The sequence below is a fragment of the Pseudomonas sp. AP42 genome (genome assembly GCF_001728935.1).
GTDB lineage: Bacteria > Pseudomonadota > Gammaproteobacteria > Pseudomonadales > Pseudomonadaceae > Aquipseudomonas > Aquipseudomonas lactis.
Window position 1 is genome coordinate 1 of sequence record NZ_LYSO01000107.1, and the last position, 21156, is coordinate 21156.

Consider the following 21156-nt stretch of genomic DNA (forward strand, 5'->3'; position numbering starts at 1 on the left):
AAAGCGATGGTCTGAGCGGGTTTCCAGAAAAGGACTCCTGACCGTGTAAGCCAGCGTATTTTCCGCATACTTATTTTCCGGTGTTGCGGACGTCGGGTCAGGAAGCCCCACTTTAAAGGCCGCAGCCTTTGCAATGACGTGACGGCCAAAATTATTGGGTTTTTCCAGCCCATCGGCATGGCTCTGGGTCAGCGTTACCTGCACCCTGCCGGGCTCGTCATCGGACACCGGTGCATACCAAGGGGCTTGCCACTTAAAACTGCCATCAACCTTAAACTGCATATGATGGGATTGCGCATTGGCAGACTCTTTAAACCGGATATTTGCAGCATCGCTGAAATTATTCAGGGTCTCACGGATGACGCCTTTTTGTGTTTCTGTGAACGGGCTGGTTGTGGCGCCCGTTTCGGGACGATTGGAGAAGTCAAAGGTCACCTCTGCGGAGTCCCCGGAACTCAGTGAACCCGCAAATCCGTCGGCACGTTGTGACCTCTCTAATACTTGGTCCGTGGACAATGAAACTTGGCGATATTTAATTTGATTGCCGCGGTCGCCTGAATGAGCAATCTCGACGACAGTCCTGTGTGCGTCGCTGGTGGCGTATGCCCTTGCCAACGCAGTGTTCGGATCAATATTCATGAGGTAGTCCTAAGGGAGCTGGGATTTTTCTACTCGTCTGGCGCCAGACCAGTGACCTGCGTATAGGTGGTATTGCTACGCTAAACAGTTCCCGAACTGACCTCACCATTGAGGCGCGGCTCGCCTAGTCGCGTTGGCAAACATTCACCCGGGCGTGCGGCCTTCAAATGAACCGCCTTCGTTGTGTAAGGTGAAGCCTTATCCTCTTATCCGGAGCATTACATGCGCACCATCGGCCTTATCGGCGGCATGAGCTGGGAGTCCAGCGCCGAGTATTACCGCCTTATCAACCAGCGCGTGCGCGACCAGCTCGGCCCGCTGCGGTCGGCGCAAGTGTTGATGTACAGCGTGGATTTCGGCCCGGTGGAACAGGCTCAGCATGCCGGGCGTTGGGACGATGCCGCGCTGATCCTGGAAGATGCCGCGCGACGCTTGCAGGCCGGGGGTGCTGATTGTGTGGTGCTGTGTACCAACACCATGCATTTAGTGGCTCCGCGCATTGAGGCGGCGGTGTCGATTCCCTTCCTGCATATTGCTGATGCCACGGCGACGGCGGCTCTGGAGGCCGGGACCTTGACGGTGGGCTTGCTGGGTACCGCGTTCACCATGGAGCAGGATTTCCTCAAGTCCCGCCTTGCCGCCCAAGGGCTCAACGTGCTGGTGCCAGACGCGGATGAACGCAAGGCGGTGCACCGAATCATCTATGAAGAGTTGTGCGTGGGCGTCATCAGTGACGCCTCGCGCCAGGTGTATCAGCGGGTGATCCAGGCACTCGCGGCACGCGGCGCACAGGCGATCATCCTCGGCTGCACGGAAATTTGCTTGCTGATCCAACCGGAGCACAGCGCCCTGCCGCTGCTTGACACTACCGCGCTGCATGCGCAGGCCGCGGTGGGGTTTGCCTTACAGGGCACAGGTATCGCCACCACTTTTTAGCCGCTACCTAAACCCAATATCTGGTCGGCTGTCAGGCCCCCTTCGCGAGCAAGCCCGCTCCCACAGGGATCTGTGCCAAGCGCTGATTTTATGGGCGATGCATAACCCGTGTGGGAGCTGGCTTGCCTGCGAAGGCGGCGATTCAGTCAAAGATTCAGCGGCTGACACACCGCTATCGCGGGCAAGCCCGCTCCCACAGAGGATCTGTGTCGGGCGCTGATTTTGTGGGCAATGCATGACCCGTGTGGGAGCTGGCTTGCCTGCGAAGGCGGTGGTTCAGTCAAAGATTCAGCGGCTGACACGCCGCTATCGCGGGCAAGCCCGCTCCCACAGGGGATCTGTGCCGGGCGCTGATTTTATGGGCGATGCATAACCCGTGTGGGAGCTGGCTTGCCTGCGAAGGCGGCGATTCAGTCAAAGATTCAGCGGCTGACACGCCGCTATCGCGGGCAAGCCCGCTCCCACAGAGGATCTGTGCCAAGCGCTGATTTTAGGGGCGATGCATAACACGTGTGGGAGCTGGCTTGCCTGCGAAGGCGGTGGTTCAGTTAAAGATTCAGCGGCTGACACGCCGCTATCGCGGGCAAGCCCGCTCCCACAGAGGATCTGTGCCAAGCGCTGATTTTGTGGGCGATGCATAACCCGTGTGGGAGCTGGCTTGCCTGCGAAGGCGGTGGTTCAGTTAAAGATTCAGGGACTGACACACCGCTTTCATCGAAGTTGTATAGATCCCTATGCTTACCGGATCAAGCCAATGTGCGCAGGCGCGCCATGCTGAGGGTGTCGACAAACACACCATCACGCAGGGCATAATCGCGCAACCGCCCTTCCACTTCGAAGCCGAACTTGCGGTACAGGTTGTGCGCAGCTTCGTTGTCGGCGTAAACCGTCAGTTCCACACGGCGCAGGTTCATCCAGTTGTCGGCCACCTCCAGCGCGGCCGCCAACAGCCGCGAACCGACGCCCTTGCCCTGCCAGGCGGGCGCCACGCCCATACCCAATGAGCCAACGTGGCTCTGGCGTACGCGCAGGTACTGCTCAAGTCCCAATTGGCCAATCACCTCAGCGCCCTGCAACGCCACCAGTTGCAGGCGCCGCTCGTTATCCATCACCAGGCGCTTGCGCCACATCTCAACCGACTGAAAAGGCATTTGCAGCACCTGACGGCACACAGCCGGTTCGTTGTAGAGCGCGGCGACGCCCTCCAGGTGGGCCTCGGTAAAACGCTGGATCACGATAGACGGTTCAGGCACGTGCATTGCATTTCATCCTATGAAAGACAGTTGGCCGGCCAGTGTAGAGGCTAAGTCGCCCACCTGACGAGCCGGAGTTTTCCCACGGGCCAACCAGCACCATCCTGCATCTGAACGATGGCGATCCCTGCGCGCAGCGCCGATACTCAGCCCAGGCCCTGCCCCGTCAACCCGACGCTTTGGCCTTCACCCTGTGACGAGAACAACAAAAAAAGTCCCACAGAGGAACACCCATGAACCGTCTCGATCCCGCGAGCCTGTTACAGGCTTTCAGCACCCTGACCCTGGACCTGCAACGCCTGGCCCAACACCAGGACATCGAACACTTTCAACACCATGCCCTGGCGCGCCTCAACCACTTGCTGGCCTTCGACAGTGCCTGGTGGGGGCGCTCGGCGGTCATCGACGGGGTGCCGCACGAACACAACAGCTACCTCCACCAGTTGCCCCCCGACTATCTGGCGGACTGGCAGTCGATCCGTCATCTGGACGTGACCGTTGCCCGGGTGCATGCCTCGCCCGGCGAGGCGGTGATCATCGATATGCGCGACCCCGCCAACGGCAGCGCCTTGAACTGGTTGGGGCAACGCTACGGCTTGGGTGAATTGCTCTGTGTGATCCATATCGACGCGCAAACCCACCTCAGCCACCACCTGACGCTCTACCGCCAGCCCACCGCGCCCACGTTCAACGCGCAGGATTGCCAGTTGCTCAATAACCTGATGCTGCACCTGGTGGCGGCGGTCTCGGCGAACCAGATCCGCACCTTGGTGGCCATGCGTGAAACCCTGACCAGCCCGCGCAATCTCGCCCTGGCGGTATGCGACCCACGGGGAGTGTTGCAATGCGCCGAGCGCGGGTTTGTCGACCTGCTGCTCAGCGAATGGCCGCAATGGTGTGGCCCAACCCTACCGGTGCCGCTGGACGAGCGCGGGCATGACGGCAAGCACATCCATATCCAGGTGTCCCCCGTGGGCGACCAATTGCTGCTGGCCGCGCGCCTCAACCGCGCCCTGCCCCAGCTCAGCCCACGGGAAAACGATGTGGCCAAAGGCTTTGGCGAGGGCAAGACCTACAAGGAAGTGGCCCGCGACCTTGGACTCTCACCCAATACCGTGCGCCACCATATTCGCGCCATCTACACCAAGCTCGGCGTCAAGGACAAGGCACGCATAGCGCACCTGGTGCACGCCCCGCCCGACTGACCCTGCCCATTTCTCCCACGGTTTACCACGGTCGTTTTTCAACGGTCACGGGCTGCTGTTGCCCTTTTTTCGGCCTTCTCACACGAGACGCTTCTTCATGACTTCCACATGCTTACGTAACCTGACAGCGCTGTGCGCCACCCTGCTCGGCCTCGACAGCCAGGCGGCCGACCTCAACGCCCGCGACTTTTTCGCCGCCCCACCGGGTACCAGCCTGGGTGTGTTGTACCTGCCCGCCACACGTGCCGGGGATTTCCATGGCCCCGCCGACAGCACCGGCAAGGCCGACCTGCGGGTCAACGCCGTGGCTTACCGCCAGGTGTATTTCACCGACGCCTGCGGCACGTTGTGCACGCCACAATTCATCCTGCCCTTTGCCGACATCAACGCACGCCTGCCCGGCGCCAATCAGCGCAGCCGCGAGCGCGGCCTGGGCGACCCACAGGTGGGCGGCACGCTGTTTTTCGTCAATGACCCCGCCTCGCGTACCTACAGCGGCCTGTTGAGCCTGATCACCGTGCCGGTGGGTGAGTACCACAGCCAAAACCCGGACGTGTCCCCGGGTGCCAATCGCTGGGGCGCCACCTTTGTCTACAACTACACCCACGGCATCGGCGAAAAATGGGTACTGGAAGCCAACCTGGAAGCCCAGCTCTATGGCCGCAATGACGATTACTTTGGCAGCGAACTCAAGCAAGCGCCGCTGTATCGCTTGCAGGCCTTCGCCTCGTATGACTTCAGCGCCGCCACTTACGGCGCTCTGCGCCTGATCCAGGCCGACGGTGGCGCGTTGCGCCTCAACAACCGCCGCCTCGACGACACCCACAAACGCTATACCCAAGACGGCTTCGAACTCGGGCATTGGCTCGACCGGCAAAACCAACTGATGGTCAGCCTTTCGCAAAACGTTGCGGCTTCCAATGGCTACGCCGGCACCGAGGCGTTGTTACGCCTGGTGCATGTGTTCTGAACCCTTTCCTGGAGCTTGAAAATGCCCATTTCCACCCCTGCAATGACGGCACGGCTGGCGGCGATCGTGCTGTTTGCCGCCATCACCCCGACCATCCTGATGACCGCTCCGGCCGTGGCCGCGCAGTTGGCCAGCCAGTGGCAACTGAGCCCGGCGCGCATTGGCGACTTGTTTTCCGTGGAACTGGGCGCCATGAGCCTGGCGACCTTGCCCGCCTGGTGGTGGCTCAAGCGAGTTGACTGGCGCACCGCCGCCCGGGTCGCGGCGCTGTTGTTCATTGCCGCTAACCTGCTGTCGATGCTCGCCGACACCTACGTCGTGCTGCTGGTGTTGCGCGGTGCCAGCGCCCTGGCCGGCGGCTCGTTGATGATCCTCTGCCTGGCCAGTGCCGCCACCACCGCCAACCCCAGTCGGGTGTACGGCTTATGGGTGATGGGGCAGTTGGTCGTCGGTGCCCTCGGCCTGGTGGCGCTGCCTGGCTTGTTCGAACGGTTTGGCTTGAATGCCTGCTATCTGATCCTGGCAGGGTTGATGACCCTGCTGCTGCCATTGGCGCGGGCTTTTCCCGCCGGTAGCCCAGCGTTGCCGGCCAACCGCGAGCCGGTATTGCCTGGCTCACGCTGGAAAGCCGCCCTGGGGGTTGGCGCGGTCCTGGCCTTTTACATCAGCCTCGGGGGGGTGTGGACCTTTATCGGTGCCCTGGGCGCCAGTGCCGGGATTTCTGCGCAGCACAGTGGCGAAATCCTCGCCATCGCCACCGTGATGGGCATTGCCGGGGCCGCAAGCGCCTCACTGATCGGCGCTCGCCTGCCCCGTGGCGCGCTGTTGTTGCTGGGCTACACGTTAATGGCAACAGCGGTGCTCCTGTTGCTCGGCCAGCCTGCATTACTGCGGTTCGCCCTGGCCGCGCTGCTGTTCAAATTCACCTGGACCTTCATCCTGCCGCTGATCCTGGCCTGCCTGGCCGACCTCGATCACAGCGGCAAGCTGATGAACGCCTCCAACCTGGTCATCGGCGGCGGCCTGGCCATCGGCCCGGCGCTCGCCGGCCGCCTGATCGAAGCCAGCGGCGGGTTCAGCCTGTTGCTGCTCGGTGCAGCCGCTATCACCTTGCTGTCCCTGGTGATGATCGTCGCCAGCCGTCCCCACTCCCCCACTGAACTGGAACCGGTATGAACCTGACCACCGCATTTTTTTTCGACGAAATGAGCCTGTGGCACAGCGCCGGCGCCCATGCGCTGACCCTGCCCGTGGGCGGCTGGGTGCAGCCGCCGGCCGGCAGCGGGCATGCCGAATCACCGGAGACCAAGCGCCGCTTGAAAAGCCTGTTGGATGTCTCCGGACTCAGCCGCCACCTGCACCTGCATAGCGCGCCGCCCGCCAGTGAAGAGGACCTGCTGCGCGTCCACAGCCGCGCTTACCTGCAGCGTTTCAAGGCATTGAGCGATGCCGGCGGCGGTGAGCTTGGCCCCCAGGCACCGATTGGGCCGGGCAGCTATGAGATCGCGCAACTGTCCGCAGGTTTGACCCTGGCCGCCGTCGACGCGGTGCTCAAGGGCCAGGCGCACAACGCCTATTCGCTGTCGCGGCCACCGGGGCATCACTGCCTGGCAGACAGCGCCATGGGCTTTTGCTTTCTCGCCAACATCGCCATTGCCATCGAGGCCGCCAAGGCCCGCAACGGGCTGGGCAAAGTCGCCGTGATCGACTGGGATGTGCACCACGGCAACGGCACGCAGTCGATCTTCGAAGAACGGGCCGATGTGTTGACGATTTCCCTGCACCAGGACGGCTGCTACCCGCCCGGTTACAGCGGCGAGCAGGATCGCGGCCGGGGCGCCGGCCTGGGAGCCAACATCAATATCCCGTTGCCGCCAGGCAGTGGTCACGCCACCTACCTACAGGCCATGGAGCGCATCGTGCTGCCCGCCCTGGAGCGCTTCGAACCGGAGTTGATCATCGTTGCTTGCGGTTATGACGCCAACGCCGTCGACCCGCTAGCGCGCATGTTGCTGCACAGCGAATCGTTCCGGTTAATGACCCGCGCCCTGCGTCTGGCCGCCGAACGTTTGTGCCAGGGCCGCCTGGTGCTGGTGCACGAGGGTGGCTATAGCGAAGCCTATGTGCCGTTCTGCGGCTTGGCGACCCTGGAGGAATTGAGCGGCGTGCGCACGGCGGTGCAGGACCCGATGCTTGAGCTTGTGCACTTGCAGCAGCCGGGTGCGGCGCTGCAGGGGTTTCAAGAGCAGTGGGTGGAACGATTGGCGCACGGGGTCAGCGAGTAGCTGCCAGGCGCCATACCCGCGCAATGTCCGAGGCCCGCTCGCGTAACAGACGCGGGGCCTCGTGGCAGGCCTGCTCAAGTGACATCGGCCCCGACGGCAAGGCGAACGCTGCGTCCACACCATGAGCGTACATCTGCTCGTAGCCGTCGCCCAAGGTGCCCGCGATCACGATCACCGGCACGCCATGTCGCTGGGCAATGCGCGCCACGCCAAACGGGGTTTTGCCACGCAGGGTCTGGGCGTCGAAGCGGCCTTCGCCGGTGATGACCAGATCGGCGCCACGCACCGCTTCATCCAGGCCAACCAGTTCAGCCACCACCTCGACCCCCGGACGAAACTGTGCACCGAGGAACGCCTTGGCGGCAAAGCCCAGACCACCGGCGGCGCCGCTGCCGGGTTCGTCGCGCACATCCTGCCGCAGCACCTGGGCGCAATGGTCGGCGAAGTGGCCAAGGGCAGCGTCCAGTTGTGCCACTTGCTCGGGGCTCGCGCCTTTTTGCGGGCCAAAAATCGAAGACGCTCCGTGAGGACCGCACAGGGGATTGTTGACGTCGGCGGCGATTTCAAAACGCACCTGTGCCAGGCGCGGGTCCAGCTGCTCAAGGCTGATATGGGCCAGACGTGCCAACGCCAACCCACCCGCCGGCAGTGGCTGGCGTTCGCTATCCAAGAGCTGCACGCCAAGGGCCTGCATCGCCCCCGCTCCGCCATCGTTGGTAGCACTGCCGCCAATCGCCAGGATGATGCGCTGCGCCCCGGCATCCAGCGCGGCGCGGATCAACTCGCCGGTGCCATAGGTGGTACTGGAGCATGCGTCGCGCTGCCCCGGCGCAACGAGTTGCAAACCGCTGGCCTCGGCCATCTCGATCATTGCGGTATGGCTGTCGGCCAGCCAGCCCCAACGCGCCTCGACGCTGTCGCCCAGCGGGCCTCGGACCGTTTGCCTGCGCAGCTCACCCTTACACGCCGCGAGCACCGCATCCACCGTTCCTTCCCCGCCATCAGCCATCGGGCATTGAAGCACGTGCGCAGCCGGCCAGACCTGGGCCCACCCCTCGGCAATCGCCTGGGCGACGCCTGCGGCACTCAGGCTGTCTTTGAATGAATCGGGGGCGATCACGATTTTCATGGGCTTTCTCCGGTTTTTATAACGCCCATGCTGCCAGTTGGCTGGGGCAATGACGCGGGGCCGATGCACAAGTGTGGATGGGGTTTTGTTGTTCATTCCTACAAAGTGACACGCCGCGATGAATAAACGCCAAACCTACGGGCCGGCTTGTTTGATCTATCTGTCAGCAACGACTTTCAGCAGTGTAGGACGCCTCTTTAATGCGCACGCTCCCTTGAGGCTCGCAATTGCACGCTAATAGAGTGTGGCCCAGAAGATTCCAGACAATATCAATCCGGGGGGCTCCACGCCGAACGGCAGCAGCGCCCTCGATTCAGGGAGAATTTCATGGCCGATACCTCTCAAATGCCACGCATAGCGCCGCTCTCTTATAACGCCCGGGGCAACCCTGTGCATACCTGGACCCTCACGCCCAGCCATATCACCGACCCGGTGCACTGCATATTGCCGCCGGACGGGGTGCTGCCGGTGATTTTTGTGCCGGGGATTATGGGGTCGAATTTGAAGAGCAAACCGGAGAAAGGAAAGGGAAAGAATAAGGCGGCTCCCGTCTGGCGGTTGGATGCGGGGTTCATGGGTAAGAATATGTGGTTGGCCCTGAACTGGATAAACAAAAAGGCGGGTATACGACAGCAACTGTTGCACCCCGCCAGGGTAGAGGTTGATAACAAAGGCGCGGTGCCGGAGCGCTCTGTCGGCACGGTCATAGTGCCGCCAGAACCGGACAGGAAAAAAACCATCCTGGCTCTGACCAAGCGCTACGAAGAGCGCGGATGGGGCGAAGTCAGCGAAACCAGCTACCACGCGTTTCTTCTGTGGCTTGAAGACACCCTTAACAGCGAATTCATGCCGCACAAATGGCCGCAATTCGACATTCGGCCTGAGCATCTGCACACCCGCAGTGTCGAGCCCGGCCCAGTTCAAGTCACCGAGTTGAAACCTGAAATGCCCATCGCCATGCCCGGGTTGGGCGCTAACCTGGCGGCGCAGTTGCCGTCGATTATTTCGGACGAGTTGGCGGCGCGTGGTGGCTACCGTATGCCGGTGCATGCCTGTGGTTACAACTGGCTGGACTCCAACGAGGAGGCCGCTTCAAGGCTGGCTGTGCGTATTGATGAACTCATGCAGCAGTACGGTCGCAACTGCCAACAGGTGATTCTGGTTACCCACTCCATGGGCGGGCTGGTGGCACGTCGATGCGGGCAGCTACCGGGTATGGCCGACAAAATTGCCGGCGTCGTGCACGGCGTGATGCCCGCCATCGGGGCGCCGGTCGCTTACCGTCGATGCAAGGTCGGCATGCGCGACGAAGATCCCATTGCCGGCGCGGTCATTGGCCCCACCGGTCAGGAGGTCACCGCTGTATTCGCGCAGGCACCCGGTGCCTTGCAATTGCTGCCCACCCAGGATTACGCCCCGGGCTGGCTGCGGCTGATTGACGAACGTGGAGCCCCGGCTATGCCGCGTCAACCGGTAAAGGATCCTTACGAAGAGATTTATCTACGCCGTGACCGCTGGTGGGGATTGTTGCGTGAAGAGTGGTTGGCACCGAAGGATGGGGATCCGATTACGTGGGAAGATTTTGAGGAAAACATGTCGGAAGCGAAGCGGTTCCATCAGAAAATCGCTGGCTCCTACCACCCGCAAACCTATGTTTACTACGGCAACGACGATAAGCACCCCAGTTTCGAATCCATCACCTGGGAAATGCGTCGCGGGTCTCGCCTCAATGGCCCTTATGCCTCAAGCCCGGATGCTTTCACGGTGTCCAGCCTGCAAATGCATGAGGTGCGTGACGACGGGCGAAGCCCGTTGTACGTAGGCGGGCAAGCCGAAAGCGTAATGCCCCCGCGGGGTGACCCCAATGCACCAGTGAAGACCGTGCAGACCAGCTATTGGGAACTGCATTGCCGTATGCAGGACGGCGCTGGCGACGGCACCGTACCGGTGAGCTCCGGCCGCGCGCCGATCAGGCAGGTCCGCCAGGGTTCTGTCCGCCAGCAAGTGCAGTCCCCAGGGTTCGATCATGAAGCCTCCTACGCCAACCCGCTCACCCAACAATTCACCCTCTACTCCCTGATCAAGATCGCGGCGAAAGCCAAGAGGCCTCTATGCGCAGGCTGACCGTTTTTTTTACATGCCTGCTGCTTGGATCGCTTGCAGGGTGCACCACCTTCAAACAACCCAGTGAACAGGAGAAACAAACCGTGCACGAATTGACCAGCAACATGCGCACCTGGGCGCTGGGCCGTGGGCTGGTAGATTTGCCCGCCAGCTGGACGGGGGGCGGGGATGTGAAGTTGTATTACGGGCTGGGGGCTGATCATGCATCCGTTGAAGTGCGGGTGTTGGGCGAGGGTGTGTCACAGCAACGTTTTTCCGCTGCTTTGCAGGAACGGGCCAGCCGGATCGCCGCGGTCAAGAACTATGAGATGGATGACGTATCAATGCTGGTGTCAGCCAAAGCGCAGACACCGCAAAGTGTCATGTTGCAATACTATCGGCGTCCAACACCGCGTCAGACTTTCGTTCACGAACTCCACCTGCTGGTCGATGACGTCTACGTCATGCTCCGAGCTGACTCCTTCAAGGGTAATACCGCTCCTGTTGAAGATCGTCTGTTAAAACTCTCAAAAGAGATCTTCAAAGTCACCCCTGAAACCGCAGGCGCGGGGTTTGCGCTTGGGCCGGTTGTCATTCGCAGTCATCACGATCAGGAGATCGCTAGTTTCGACTTTAGCCCACCAGCCTCAGATGTTTCGCTGAGTATCTATATCAACGCTCTGTCGCCTGATGATGAAGAACGCTTGCACGTCCGCACTCCCAAAGACGGGCAAATTTTTCTCGCAGGGGATTACGAAAATTTGCGGGCAAGGAAAATTACGTTGGCCGGCATGCAAGCCGAAGAGTCCCTGATCGGCTTCAGCGATGACACTCACCGTCAAATACTCTTTGTGAGCGAAAACTACCGGGACAATCCTTCGCTGGCTCGGCCTGGCATGAGCATCCGTTTGTCGGCGGGTGGCATGAAAGGAGAGCCAGTTGATCCCAACGAACCCGGAGACCTAGTGCGCTGGACCCTTCCCCAGTTCGCCAACAAAGGCTACGAACTGCCTCTCTGGCAACAACCCGCGTCACCAGAACCCGTTAACCCTTCCCTCACCGACTACGAAGCCATGGCCGTGTGGGATGCAATCCTCAAATCCGTACGCATCCGCTACGGCTCGGTCGTGCCCAAGCCGGACCCGTGGGCCAACATTCGCGGGCCTAGTGCCGAGGAGGTTGCCGAAAGCAAGCGCATCCTTGATGAGTTCATCGCCAGTTTTGAAAAACGTAAGCCGTGACAGGGAGAACAGCTAATAACATCGTGCGAATTTTAGCGTTCGCTCTGGGGCAGCAATTGGACGCCCAGGTACAAGGCAAGCATCCCATCGAGCGTCAGCGGATCCACGCCGCTGAGTTCAGCGATTCGCTCCATGCGGTAGCGCAGGCTGTTGCGGTGAATGCCCAAGGCGTCGGCACACGCCTGGCTTTGCCCGTCGTGTTCACACCAACTGCGCAACGTGGCGAGCAGTTGCCCGTTGCTGTCCTTGGCCAACACTTTGCGCAACGGGTTGAGCAGTTCGTCTAGGGCGTCGTCGTTGCGATGACGCCAAAGCATGACCGGCAGGCGATAGCGGTTGAGGGTTAACAGCCGCGATTGCGGCAGGAGATCGCGGCCATAAGCGAGCAGATCACCGACCCGGCGGTAACAGCGGCGCAGCCCCGCCAAACCTTCCGCTTGCCCGCCGATGGCCACGCGCAGGACGTTCCAGCCCAGGCCGTCGAGCTTTTCCAACAAGCGGGGATTATCGACCGGCACCGCGGCGGGTCGGCACCACAGCAAGGAAAACTGCGCAGAACTGACGCACCAACTGTCCGGGTAACGGCTGGCGAGCCAGGCGCTCAAAGCCTCCGCCGTTTGGCCCGGGCCCAGTTCAAACAGGTACGGCGTGCGCGCCAGTTGTGGCTTGAGCCCCAGTTGCTGGGCTTCGTCCACCAGCCGCGGGGAGTCGCCGCTGTCGGCCAACAGCAGGGCCAGCAGATCATCGCAACGCTGGCGCCGCCATTGTTGCTCGGCTTGCTGATGGCGTTGGCTGACCAGCATTTCAGCGGTCATGCGCACCAGTTCGGCATAGGTGCGCAGCCCATCCGGCTCGCCGGTGATACCCAGCACGCCGATCAGGCGTTGATCATGCAGCAGCGGCAGGTTGATGCCCGGCTGCACGCCCTTGAGGTGCTTGGCGGTCTGCCCGTCGATTTCCACCACGCGCCCATTGGCCAGCACCAGTTGCGCACCTTCATGGCGCGTGTTGATACGCTCCGGCTCGCCGCTGCCCAGGATCAAGCCCTGGCTGTCCATGACATTGACGTTATGGGGCAGGATCGCCATGGTGCGATCGACAATCTCCTGCGCCAGGGCATGATCCAGCTCGAACATGAGGCTAATTTCCTGAAAAAGGTTGTTCACCGGCACAGCGCAAAGAGGGCTTGACTGTGCGCCAGCACAAAGACAGTTGCCCGTCACGTCACCGAGACTGTGAGGGCGGTCAACGTTACCCTCGCACCGCGAAAAATCATAATAAAGAGAGAATCCCATGTCACAGAGCGCCACTGCCGCACTGGCCAGCGATGACGATAAAAACGCCATCTACAAGCGCGTTACCCTGCGCCTGATCCCCTTCATCTTTATCTGCTACCTGTTCAATTACCTCGACCGGGTAAACGTTGGCTTTGCCAAGTTGCAGATGCTCGATGCGTTGAAATTCAGTGAAACCGTGTACGGCCTGGGGGCCGGGATTTTCTTTATCGGCTACGTGCTGTGCGGCGTGCCGAGTAACCTGGCGCTGACCCGGTTCGGCCCACGGCGCTGGATCGCGTTGATGATGATCGTGTGGGGCACGCTCTCCACATGCCTGTTGTTTGTGACCACGCCCACGCATTTCTACACTTTGCGCCTGTTTACGGGTGCCGCTGAAGCCGGCTTCTTTCCAGGGGTGGTGTTGTACCTTTCGCAGTGGTTTCCGACCTTTCGCCGCGGGCGGATCATGGCACTGTTCATGTCAGCGATCCCGGTGTCCGGTTTGCTCGGCAGCCCCTTTTCCGGCTGGATTCTCAATCACTTCGCCGCAGGCCAAGGTGGCTTGGCGGGCTGGCAGTGGATGTTCCTGCTGCAAGGCATCCCGACTGTAATCCTCGGCGCCCTCGCCTATTTCTTGCTCAGTGACAGCTTCGCCAACGCCAAGTGGCTCAAGCCCCATGAGCGTGCAGTGCTGGAAGCCGACCAAGCCACGGACCTGGCGAACAAACCCAAAACCACCAGCGACTCCCTGGCCGAAGTGTTCAAGAACCCCGCGATCTGGGCGTTCGGCCTGATCTACTTCTGCATCCAGAGTGGCGTGTATGCGATCAACTTCTGGCTGCCGTCGATCATCAAAAACATGGGCTTCAGCGATAACCTGGTGATTGGCTGGCTCAGCGCTATTCCGTATCTGCTGGCAGCGGTGTTCATGCTGCTGGTGGGTCGCTCCGCCGACTTGCGCAAGGAGCGCCGCTGGCATTTGGTGGTGCCGATGTTGATGGGCGCCCTCGGCCTGGTCATTGCAGTGAACTTCGCCACCACGCCGGCCATTGCCATCCTCGGCCTGACCATCGCCACCATGGGCGCCCTGACCGGCCTGCCGATGTTCTGGCCGGTGCCCACCGCGATGCTCAGCGCGGGTGCGGCGGCGGGTGGCTTGGCGTTGATCAACTCCATGGGGCAGATGGCGGGTTTTCTCAGCCCCTATATCGTGGGTTTTGTGAAGGATGCCACCGGGTCTACGGATGTGGCGTTGTACCTGCTGGCGGCGGTGATTGTGGGTGGGAGTGTGTTGGCGTTGCGGATGACGCGTACGCTCAAGGCCTGACGCCTTCAAAGTGGGAGGGAGCTTCTCCCTCCCACTTTGGTCATGTATTTACAACAGCCCGCCACCGTCGATATCAACCACTGCCCCGGTCATAAAGCCATTTTCCATGGCTAGCACATACCCCGCCGCCACTTCTTGCGCCTGCCCCACCCGCCCAACCGGCAACCCTTGGCCCGCCTTGGCAAACATCGCCAAGCGCTGCTCTTCGCCAAGCCCTGCGTAGGCCGGTGTGTCTATCACCCCCGGGCTGATCACATTGACTCGACGCGGCGCCAGTTCTTTCGCCAGTTGCTTGCCCAAGGCCTCGGTCGCAGCGTTAATGCCCGTCTTGATGAACTGCCCTGCCGCCAACTTGCGCCCCAGTTGGCCCGAGGTCAGGGTGATGCTGCCCTGTTCATGCATAAAGGGCAGCGCGTGTTGAATGGCGCGTAGTACGCCCCAGAGCTTCACATCGAAGTTGTCCTGGGCTTCATTCAGGTCGGTTTCAATCAAAGCCTTGGCCCGTACTGAAGGCCCCGAGGTGTAGACCAGATGGTCAAACCGCCCCACGGTTTCGAACAGTTGCTTTAAAGAGGCGCTGTCGGTGACGTCCACCGGCTCGCTGCGCAGACCGTTGGCGGAACTTGACGCCAAGCGGCGCCCGGCCACGACCACCTTCGCGCCGCGCGCCAAGACTGCCTGGGCCACTGCCGCGCCGATACCGCTGCTGCCGCCGATAACGATGATGGTTTTGCCGCTCAGAGAAGAGGTCATGAGAAAACTACCTGGGTCAGAAAGTGAGCGTTCATCTTCCCAGCTTGGTAATCGATTAAAAATCCGGGTAAAACGACAAGATCTTTAAAGGATTTTTATCAATGAGCTCGATTCTGGACCTTGAAGTCTTCGTGCGCAGTGCCGACACCGGCAGCCTCACGGCCGCCGCCCGTGGCCTGGGCCTCACGCCAGCGGCGGCGAGTATTGCGCTCAAGCGCCTTGAGACCCGCCTCGGCATCCGTCTGCTCGCCCGCTCCACCCGCAGCATGCGCCTGACCGAAGAAGGACGGCGCTACCTGGACAGTGTGCGGGTGGCGCTGGAGGCGTTGTCGGAAGGCGAGCACGCCATCAAGCAACAAGGCCAGAGCCTAAGTGGTCTATTGCAGTTGGCCGCGCCCTCGGACTTTGGCCGCAATGTGCTGCTGGGTTGGCTGGACGAGTTCAAGCTGGAGCACCCTGATATCCGCTTGCAACTGTTGCTCAACGACAGCAATGCCGACTTGTTTCGCGACACCGTCGACATTGCCTTGCGCTTTGGCGTGCCGAGGGACTCCAGCCTCGTGGCCCTGCCGGTCGTACCCGATCACCATCGCATTGCCTGCGCCAGCCCCGACTACCTGGCGCGCCACGGCACACCGCTTAAGCCCGAAGACCTGGCCCACCACAGCACGCTGCGCTATATGCGCCGGGGCCAGGCCAATAGCACCTGGTATTTCCGCCAGGGGCCGTTGCTTCAAGAAGTCGAGGTGCGCGGTGACTACCTCAGCGATGACGGCGAGATTGTCCGCCGCTGGGCGCTGGCGGGGCATGGCATTGCCTATAAAGCCAACCTGGATGTGGCCCGTGATATCCAGGCTGGGCGGTTGGTACCCTTGCTACCCGACTGGCAAGGCGAACCCGCGCCGTTCAACCTGATGTGCCCGCACCGCCTGCAAGTGTCGGAACGCGTGAAAGTGCTGCACCGTTTTTTACAGGCGCGCTGCGTGACTTTGCTACGCACATGAAGAAATGCGTCCAGGGCTTGTTCCAGAGCGCTCGGGTCTGGTATTGCATCACTTACATTTTGCCTGCCATGAGGAGCTTTGCATGATTTACCGCACATTGGGCCACTCCGGGTTGAAGGTCAGCGCTCTGACCCTCGGCACCATGATGTTTGGCGAACAGACCAGCACCGAAGATTCGCTGCGCATCATCGACAAGGCTTGGGACCAGGGCATCAATTTCATCGACACCGCTGACGTGTACACAGGCGGGCGCTCCGAGGAAATCGTCGGTGAGGCGATTGCACGCAACCGCCACGATTGGGTGGTGGCCTCCAAGGTCGGCTTCGGCCCTGCCGATGGCGTGCCCAACCGCAGCGGTTTGAGCCGCAAGCGTATGTTCACTGCGCTGGACGCCAGCCTGGCACGCCTGGACACCGACTACCTGGACATCTACTACCTGCACCGCGAAGACCACGACACGCCGTTGGAGGTGACCGTGTCCGCCATCGGTGACCTGATCCGCCAGGGCAAGGTTCGCTATTGGGGCCTGTCCAATTATCGGGGTTGGCGCATCGCCGAAGTGATTCGCGTGGCTGAACGCCTGGGGGTTGATAAACCCATCATCAGCCAACCGTTGTACAACATCGTCAATCGCCAGGCCGAGGTGGAACAGATTACCGCTGCAGCGGCTTATGGGCTGGGCGTGGTGCCTTACAGCCCGCTGGCCCGAGGGGTGCTCAGCGGCAAGTACGTACCAGACGTCACGCCTGAACCCGGCAGCCGTGCCGCGCGCCAGGACAAGCGCATCCTGGAAACCGAGTGGCGAGTTGAATCACTGCGCATTGCCCAGCAGATCCAGCAATACACCCAAGGGCGTGGCGTAGGGATTGTCGAGTTCGCAATCGCCTGGGTGCTGAACAATGCGGCGGTGAGCTCAGCGATTGTGGGGCCACGGACCGAGGCGCAGTGGGACGCCTACACCGGCGCGCTGGCGGTGAAGATCAGTGCCGAAGACGAGGCGTTCATTGATTCGTTGGTCACGCCGGGGCATTCGTCCTCGCCGGGGTTCAACGATGTCGGGCATTTTGTATCCGGTCGGTTGGCACGCCTGTAGACTGCCGACGAAATAATCGGCTTTCGCGAGGACAGTGTGTCTAAAGGTGTGGTGTTATCGGTCTTGGCCTCGGTGTTGTTTGCGGTGATGTATTACTTCACATCGCTGCTTACCCCCTTGAGTGGCCTGGAAATTTTCGGCTGGCGCATGTTGCTCACCGTGCCCTGCATGACGGTGTTCATGATTGTCAGCGGTGAGTGGCGCAGGGTGTGGGAACTGCTGCGCATGCTGGCGGCTAAGCCACGGCTGATTGGCGGCGTGCTGGTGTCTTCTGCCCTGCTCGGCGTGCAGTTGTGGCTGTTCATGTGGGCGCCGCTCAATGGGCGCAGCCTGGACGTGTCGGTGGGGTATTTCCTGCTGCCGTTGACCATGGTGCTCACCGGGCGCCTGGTCTACGGCGAGCGCCTCTCACGGCTGCAACAGATCGCCGTGGTGTTTGCCGCGCTGGGCGTGTTGAACGAGCTGTATCAGGCCGGTGGTTTTTCCTGGGCCACACTGGTGGTGATCATCGGCTACCCGGTGTACTTCGTGGTGCGTAAGTACCTGAGCACCGACCATCTGGGTGGGCTGTGGCTGGATATGGCGTTGATGCTGCCGGTGGCCTGGTGGTTTGTACAAAGCGGCGAACAAGGCTTTGCCGTGCTGGATGGGCACCCAAAGCTCTATGCATTGATTCCCATGCTGGGCCTTATCAGTGCCTCGGCGCTGGTGAGCTATATCATTGCCAGTCGCTTGCTGGCGTTCAGCCTGTTCGGGCTGCTGAGCTACGTGGAGCCGGTGCTGTTGCTGGCGGTGGCGTTGCTATTGGGTGAAGGCATCCAGGGTGGGCAATGGCTGACCTATATCCCGATCTGGCTGGCGGTGATGGTGCTGGTGTATGAAGGGTTCAAGCACTTGGTGCGTCAGCGCCGAGCCTGAAAGGCCGGCTGGGATTGGATGGGGTTATGGGGGCATCCTTACCCCTCTGTATTACAGCCTGGATTGAATCAGGTCTTCACCTGAGTGGTCGGCTCTTTGTAAGTGCCGACCTGCCCTTCGATGACATCGGCCACGTCGTTGAATCTATCCCTCCATGCGCCATAGTGGGGAATATTGCTTTGGACTTGACTGCCCCCCCTTTCCAGGGTGGCATCCATCTGTTCCTTATCAACCCCAAACACCTTGCCGATCCGATTGTCATGGTTCAATTCAAGCAGCGTTCCTTTCGCTGGATTCTTCAGTATTTCTTCGATGGAGGTGGCAACGTCGCCAGGCACGCCTAGCTCTTTGAGCGCCATTCCAATACCGCGCAACGGGTTTCTGAGTTGCCTCACGAACTCATCCAGGAGCCCGCGCATATCATTGGCGCCCGCATTGTCCAATGAAACGCTGGCAACTTTCTTGGTGAATTCGTTAAGCGTCATCGGTTCCAGCGGTTTGTTGTCGTTCAACCCGTTTTGAGCGAAAAACCATTTTTTCCCATTGCTGCCGTGCATGTTTCCATAAGCGTCGTAGGTATAAAGTAATTTCTTACCATCTTCTGGATACCCGATATAGGTCGCTTTTCCATCTGGCGTGACGTTGTGAAGCTGCGTGCGCACCAGCCCACTGATCTGAACCGGTGGCACTGAAACGTCTTTGTTCAACCGTTCGAAAATATCACCCGTCTCATAGCCAAAACTGCCCACGACTGCATTGATGTCGCCATCAGCGAACTCGCCGAACTTCTTGTTAACCCGATCCTCCTGTTTCGGCGCTTTATCACTGGAAAAATGCTCGGTAAATCGCTTGCGCTCGGTCGGGTCGCTGGCCACATCCTTGAGCCAGGCAGTCATCTCCTCTGCATTTTTGAACTCATGAAACGATGTCACGTCTTCTTCCGGCATATACAGGACGAGATTAGGCCCCTCTTCTGTAGGCGGCACGCGCTTGATCACCATCATGTCGTTGGACTGAACGCCATCAACGGCAAATGTCGAGACCTGCACACCCGGTTTATCGCGAGAGACTGCTGCCTTCACCCACCGATATCCCTCTGCGCTGAGTGTGCCGCCCAAGTACTCGGTTTCATTGTCATCGAGAAACTTTTTACGCGCTTGATCGACCGGATCTGCATCACCGGTTGAACGGACATTGCGCGCGGGGCCCGACTGCTCCATGGATATAGGTGACCCGATCGGGCGTTGAGGGGCAGGAGAATTCACATTCATAAGAGAGCCTCTTCATAGTGGAAGCGCAGGTTTTTCTGCGTCCTGCCCTCTGTGTGATTGTTGAAGAAACACCTGTTCCCAGTAAACCGCATGGCATTTGCAACACGATGCATCACGCACAAAAAAGCCCAGTTAAAACTGGGCTTTTTTGCTTTAACCCGTCATCAATCGGCGGTCAGTACACCACGACGCACCTGGTCGCGCTCGATCGACTCGAACAACGCCTTGAAGTTGCCCTCGCCAAACCCATCGTCGCCTTTGCGCTGGATGAATTCGAAGAACACCGGGCCCATCAGGGTTTCCGAGAAGATCTGCAGCAGTAGACGTTTGTCACCGGCAACCGACGAGCCATCCAGCAGGATGCCACGCGATTGCAACTGGTCCACCGGCTCACCGTGGTTCGGCAGGCGGCCTTCAAGCATTTCGTAGTAAGTGTCGGGCGGCGCGGTCATGAAGCGCATGCCGATCTTCTTCAGCGCGTCCCAGGTCTGGACCAGGTCGTCGGTGAGGAACGCGACGTGCTGGATGCCCTCGCCGTTGAACTGCATCAGGAACTCTTCGATCTGCCCGGCGCCCTTGGACGATTCTTCGTTCAACGGGATACGGATCTTGCCGTCCGGCGCGCTCATGGCCTTGGAGGTCAGGCCGGTGTATTCGCCTTTGATGTCGAAGTAACGCGCTTCGCGGAAGTTGAACAGCTTCTCGTAGAAGTTGGCCCAATAAATCATGCGCCCGCGATAAACGTTGTGGGTCAAGTGGTCGATGACCTTCAGGCCAGCGCCTACCGGGTTGCGATCAACGCCTTCGAGGTACACGAAGTCAATGTCGTAGATCGAGTTGCCTTCGCCGAAACGGTCGATCAGGTACAACGGCGAACCACCAATGCCTTTGATTGCCGGCAGGTTCAATTCCATCGGGCCGGTGTCGATGTGGATCGGCTGGGCCCCCAACTCCAGGGCACGCTTGTAGGCCTGTTGCGAGTCCTTGACGCGGAACGCCATGCCGCACACCGACGGGCCGTGCTCGGCCGCGAAGTAGGAAGCGAGGCTGTCGGGTTCGTTGTTGAGGATCAGGTTGATCTCACCCTGGCGATACAGGTGCACGTTCTTGGAACGGTGGGTCGCCACTTTGGTGAAGCCCATGATCTCGAAGATCGGCTCCAGGGTGCCTGGGGTGGGCGAGGCGAATTCGATGAATTCAAAGCCCATCAGGCCCATTGGGTTTGCGAGTTGGTCGGTCATGTTAGGTGCCTCATCATTCTTGTAGGTAGCAATTGATTAGTTGCGAGCAAGGATGAGGCTGGAGGGTGGCGCACAAGAGAGGCCCCGCACGCTGCGGGCGAGGAAGTCACCAAAGATGAGGGGGGAGCCAAGTAGCTTCATGGTGTCATCAGTCTCTGACGGCCGAGGCTTGCGTGAGCGCAAGTCCATATTCTTGTATGCGTAAACTGATTCTACACAGCGTAACCGGGTTTGTCCGTACTCTTATCAAATCCCCATTGCCCTGCCCCGCGCAAGGGGTTTGTTGCACAGGTAGATACCCAGCAGGATGATCGCGCCGCCGAGCAACATCGGCATTGTCAGCGGTTCGTCCAGCAGCACCGTACCGCAAATGACGGCCGTCAACGGGTTAAGCGCGATGAACACCCCGGAGCGTGTGGCGCCTATGCGACGAATGCCATCGATAGCCGATATCCACGATGCGAAGCGAGTCGCTCTTGATCTGCTTTTGATTTTGATCTTAAGCGCCCCG

General features: G+C 60.5%; 19 protein-coding genes. 11 read left to right on the plus strand and 8 right to left on the minus strand.

The annotated features are described in order from the left end of the window. On the minus strand, positions 1–639 hold a 639-nt coding region (locus A7K61_RS25190; protein ID WP_139129551.1), incomplete at its 3' end, for a hypothetical protein. Between the two features lie 222 nt (positions 640–861). Between A7K61_RS25190 and A7K61_RS25195 the strand changes: the two genes are divergently transcribed. Then, complete coding sequence (locus A7K61_RS25195; protein ID WP_069558590.1) at positions 862–1575, plus strand: aspartate/glutamate racemase family protein; 714 nt, start codon at positions 862–864, stop codon at positions 1573–1575. Between the two features lie 746 nt (positions 1576–2321). Here A7K61_RS25195 and A7K61_RS25200 read toward each other — a convergent pair. Continuing rightward, complete coding sequence (locus A7K61_RS25200; RefSeq protein ID WP_047710892.1) at positions 2322–2834, minus strand: GNAT family N-acetyltransferase; 513 nt, start codon at positions 2832–2834, stop codon at positions 2322–2324. 227 nt (positions 2835–3061) lie between these two features. Between A7K61_RS25200 and A7K61_RS25205 the strand changes: the two genes are divergently transcribed. From A7K61_RS25205 to A7K61_RS25220, 4 genes are all read left to right on the plus strand, one after another. Further along, positions 3062–4033 (plus strand): helix-turn-helix transcriptional regulator, encoded by a 972-nt coding sequence (locus tag A7K61_RS25205; protein ID WP_069558591.1) that lies wholly within the window; start codon positions 3062–3064, stop codon positions 4031–4033. A 97-nt stretch (positions 4034–4130) separates the two neighbouring features. After that, positions 4131–5003, plus strand: a complete 873-nt coding sequence (locus tag A7K61_RS25210) for a transporter (protein ID WP_069558592.1) — start codon at positions 4131–4133, stop codon at positions 5001–5003. Between the two features lie 21 nt (positions 5004–5024). Then, positions 5025–6179: an MFS transporter gene (locus A7K61_RS25215; protein ID WP_069558593.1), complete on the plus strand. Its 1155-nt coding sequence runs from the start codon at positions 5025–5027 to the stop codon at positions 6177–6179. Then, positions 6176–7288, plus strand: a complete 1113-nt coding sequence (locus A7K61_RS25220; protein ID WP_069558594.1) for a class II histone deacetylase — start codon at positions 6176–6178, stop codon at positions 7286–7288. The genes A7K61_RS25215 and A7K61_RS25220 overlap by 4 nt, the downstream gene beginning before the upstream one ends. On the opposite strand, the gene A7K61_RS25225 is transcribed toward A7K61_RS25220, so the two are convergent. After that, the gene (locus A7K61_RS25225; RefSeq protein WP_069558595.1) at positions 7278–8417 is read right to left on the minus strand and encodes a glycerate kinase; all 1140 of its coding nucleotides are present in this window, start codon (positions 8415–8417) and stop codon (positions 7278–7280) included. The two genes, A7K61_RS25220 and A7K61_RS25225, sit on opposite strands and share 11 nt — an antisense overlap. Before the next feature lie 327 nt (positions 8418–8744). On the opposite strand from A7K61_RS25225, the gene A7K61_RS25230 reads away from it, so the two are divergent. Together A7K61_RS25230 and A7K61_RS25235 are read left to right on the plus strand one after the other, a co-directional pair. Then, entirely contained in the window at positions 8745–10541 is a 1797-nt protein-coding gene (locus A7K61_RS25230; protein ID WP_057711313.1) for a triacylglycerol lipase, read from the plus strand. Beyond that, complete coding sequence (locus A7K61_RS25235) at positions 10529–11761, plus strand: T6SS immunity protein Tli4 family protein (protein ID WP_069558596.1); 1233 nt, start codon at positions 10529–10531, stop codon at positions 11759–11761. Before A7K61_RS25230 ends, A7K61_RS25235 begins: the two co-directional genes overlap by 13 nt. Positions 11762–11793: 32 nt before the next feature. Here A7K61_RS25235 and A7K61_RS25240 read toward each other — a convergent pair whose 3' ends face one another. After that, positions 11794–12897 (minus strand): sugar diacid recognition domain-containing protein, encoded by a 1104-nt coding sequence (locus A7K61_RS25240; protein WP_069558597.1) that lies wholly within the window; start codon positions 12895–12897, stop codon positions 11794–11796. Between the two features lie 157 nt (positions 12898–13054). Here A7K61_RS25240 and A7K61_RS25245 point away from each other — a divergent pair, with 157 nt between their 5' ends. Then, positions 13055–14365 (plus strand): MFS transporter, encoded by a 1311-nt coding sequence (locus A7K61_RS25245; RefSeq protein WP_069558598.1) that lies wholly within the window; start codon positions 13055–13057, stop codon positions 14363–14365. A gap of 48 nt (positions 14366–14413) precedes the next feature. Here the strand turns inward: A7K61_RS25245 and A7K61_RS25250 are convergent, their stop codons facing one another. Further along, complete coding sequence (locus A7K61_RS25250; protein WP_069558599.1) at positions 14414–15118, minus strand: SDR family oxidoreductase; 705 nt, start codon at positions 15116–15118, stop codon at positions 14414–14416. A 101-nt stretch (positions 15119–15219) separates the two neighbouring features. On the opposite strand from A7K61_RS25250, the gene A7K61_RS25255 reads away from it, so the two are divergent. The 3 genes from A7K61_RS25255 to rarD all read left to right on the plus strand — a co-directional run bounded on the left by A7K61_RS25255 (position 15220) and on the right by rarD (position 18133). Continuing rightward, positions 15220–16122: a LysR family transcriptional regulator gene (locus A7K61_RS25255; RefSeq protein WP_069558600.1), complete on the plus strand. Its 903-nt coding sequence runs from the start codon at positions 15220–15222 to the stop codon at positions 16120–16122. An 82-nt stretch (positions 16123–16204) separates the two neighbouring features. Continuing rightward, on the plus strand, positions 16205–17215 hold the full coding sequence (locus tag A7K61_RS25260) for an aldo/keto reductase (protein ID WP_069558601.1): 1011 nt from the start codon (positions 16205–16207) through the stop codon (positions 17213–17215). Between the two features lie 36 nt (positions 17216–17251). Continuing rightward, complete coding sequence (gene rarD, locus A7K61_RS25265; RefSeq protein WP_069558602.1) at positions 17252–18133, plus strand: EamA family transporter RarD; 882 nt, start codon at positions 17252–17254, stop codon at positions 18131–18133. Positions 18134–18201: 68 nt separating this feature from the next. Here the strand turns inward: rarD and A7K61_RS25270 are convergent, their stop codons facing one another. The 3 genes from A7K61_RS25270 to A7K61_RS25280 form a co-directional block, all read right to left on the minus strand. Further along, positions 18202–19404: a dermonecrotic toxin domain-containing protein gene (locus A7K61_RS25270; RefSeq protein ID WP_256558063.1), complete on the minus strand. Its 1203-nt coding sequence runs from the start codon at positions 19402–19404 to the stop codon at positions 18202–18204. Positions 19405–19568: 164 nt separating this feature from the next. Continuing rightward, positions 19569–20645, minus strand: a complete 1077-nt coding sequence (gene hppD / locus A7K61_RS25275; RefSeq protein ID WP_032897233.1) for a 4-hydroxyphenylpyruvate dioxygenase — start codon at positions 20643–20645, stop codon at positions 19569–19571. 246 nt (positions 20646–20891) lie between these two features. Next, positions 20892–21156 (minus strand): EamA family transporter (locus A7K61_RS25280; RefSeq protein ID WP_171905492.1); only part of this gene is annotated, 265 nt, incomplete at its 5' end.

Bases quoted from the DNA above. Each gene is read 5' to 3' on its own strand.
- A7K61_RS25245 (WP_069558598.1), top strand. From the start codon at position 13,055: ATGTCACAGAGCGCCACTGCCGCACTGGCCAGCGATGACGATAAAAAC.
- hppD (WP_032897233.1), bottom strand. From the start codon at position 20,645: ATGACCGACCAACTCGCAAACCCAATGGGCCTGATGGGCTTTGAATTC.
- A7K61_RS25250 (WP_069558599.1), bottom strand. From the start codon at position 15,118: ATGACCTCTTCTCTGAGCGGCAAAACCATCATCGTTATCGGCGGCAGC.
- A7K61_RS25210 (WP_069558592.1), top strand. From the start codon at position 4,131: ATGACTTCCACATGCTTACGTAACCTGACAGCGCTGTGCGCCACCCTG.
- A7K61_RS25205 (WP_069558591.1), top strand. From the start codon at position 3,062: ATGAACCGTCTCGATCCCGCGAGCCTGTTACAGGCTTTCAGCACCCTG.
- A7K61_RS25260 (WP_069558601.1), top strand. From the start codon at position 16,205: ATGATTTACCGCACATTGGGCCACTCCGGGTTGAAGGTCAGCGCTCTG.
- A7K61_RS25270 (WP_256558063.1), bottom strand. From the start codon at position 19,404: ATGAATGTGAATTCTCCTGCCCCTCAACGCCCGATCGGGTCACCTATA.
- A7K61_RS25195 (WP_069558590.1), top strand. From the start codon at position 862: ATGCGCACCATCGGCCTTATCGGCGGCATGAGCTGGGAGTCCAGCGCC.
- A7K61_RS25215 (WP_069558593.1), top strand. From the start codon at position 5,025: ATGCCCATTTCCACCCCTGCAATGACGGCACGGCTGGCGGCGATCGTG.
- A7K61_RS25255 (WP_069558600.1), top strand. From the start codon at position 15,220: ATGAGCTCGATTCTGGACCTTGAAGTCTTCGTGCGCAGTGCCGACACC.
- A7K61_RS25220 (WP_069558594.1), top strand. From the start codon at position 6,176: ATGAACCTGACCACCGCATTTTTTTTCGACGAAATGAGCCTGTGGCAC.
- A7K61_RS25230 (WP_057711313.1), top strand. From the start codon at position 8,745: ATGGCCGATACCTCTCAAATGCCACGCATAGCGCCGCTCTCTTATAAC.
- A7K61_RS25240 (WP_069558597.1), bottom strand. From the start codon at position 12,897: ATGTTCGAGCTGGATCATGCCCTGGCGCAGGAGATTGTCGATCGCACC.
- A7K61_RS25235 (WP_069558596.1), top strand. From the start codon at position 10,529: ATGCGCAGGCTGACCGTTTTTTTTACATGCCTGCTGCTTGGATCGCTT.
- A7K61_RS25225 (WP_069558595.1), bottom strand. From the start codon at position 8,417: ATGAAAATCGTGATCGCCCCCGATTCATTCAAAGACAGCCTGAGTGCC.
- A7K61_RS25200 (WP_047710892.1), bottom strand. From the start codon at position 2,834: ATGCACGTGCCTGAACCGTCTATCGTGATCCAGCGTTTTACCGAGGCC.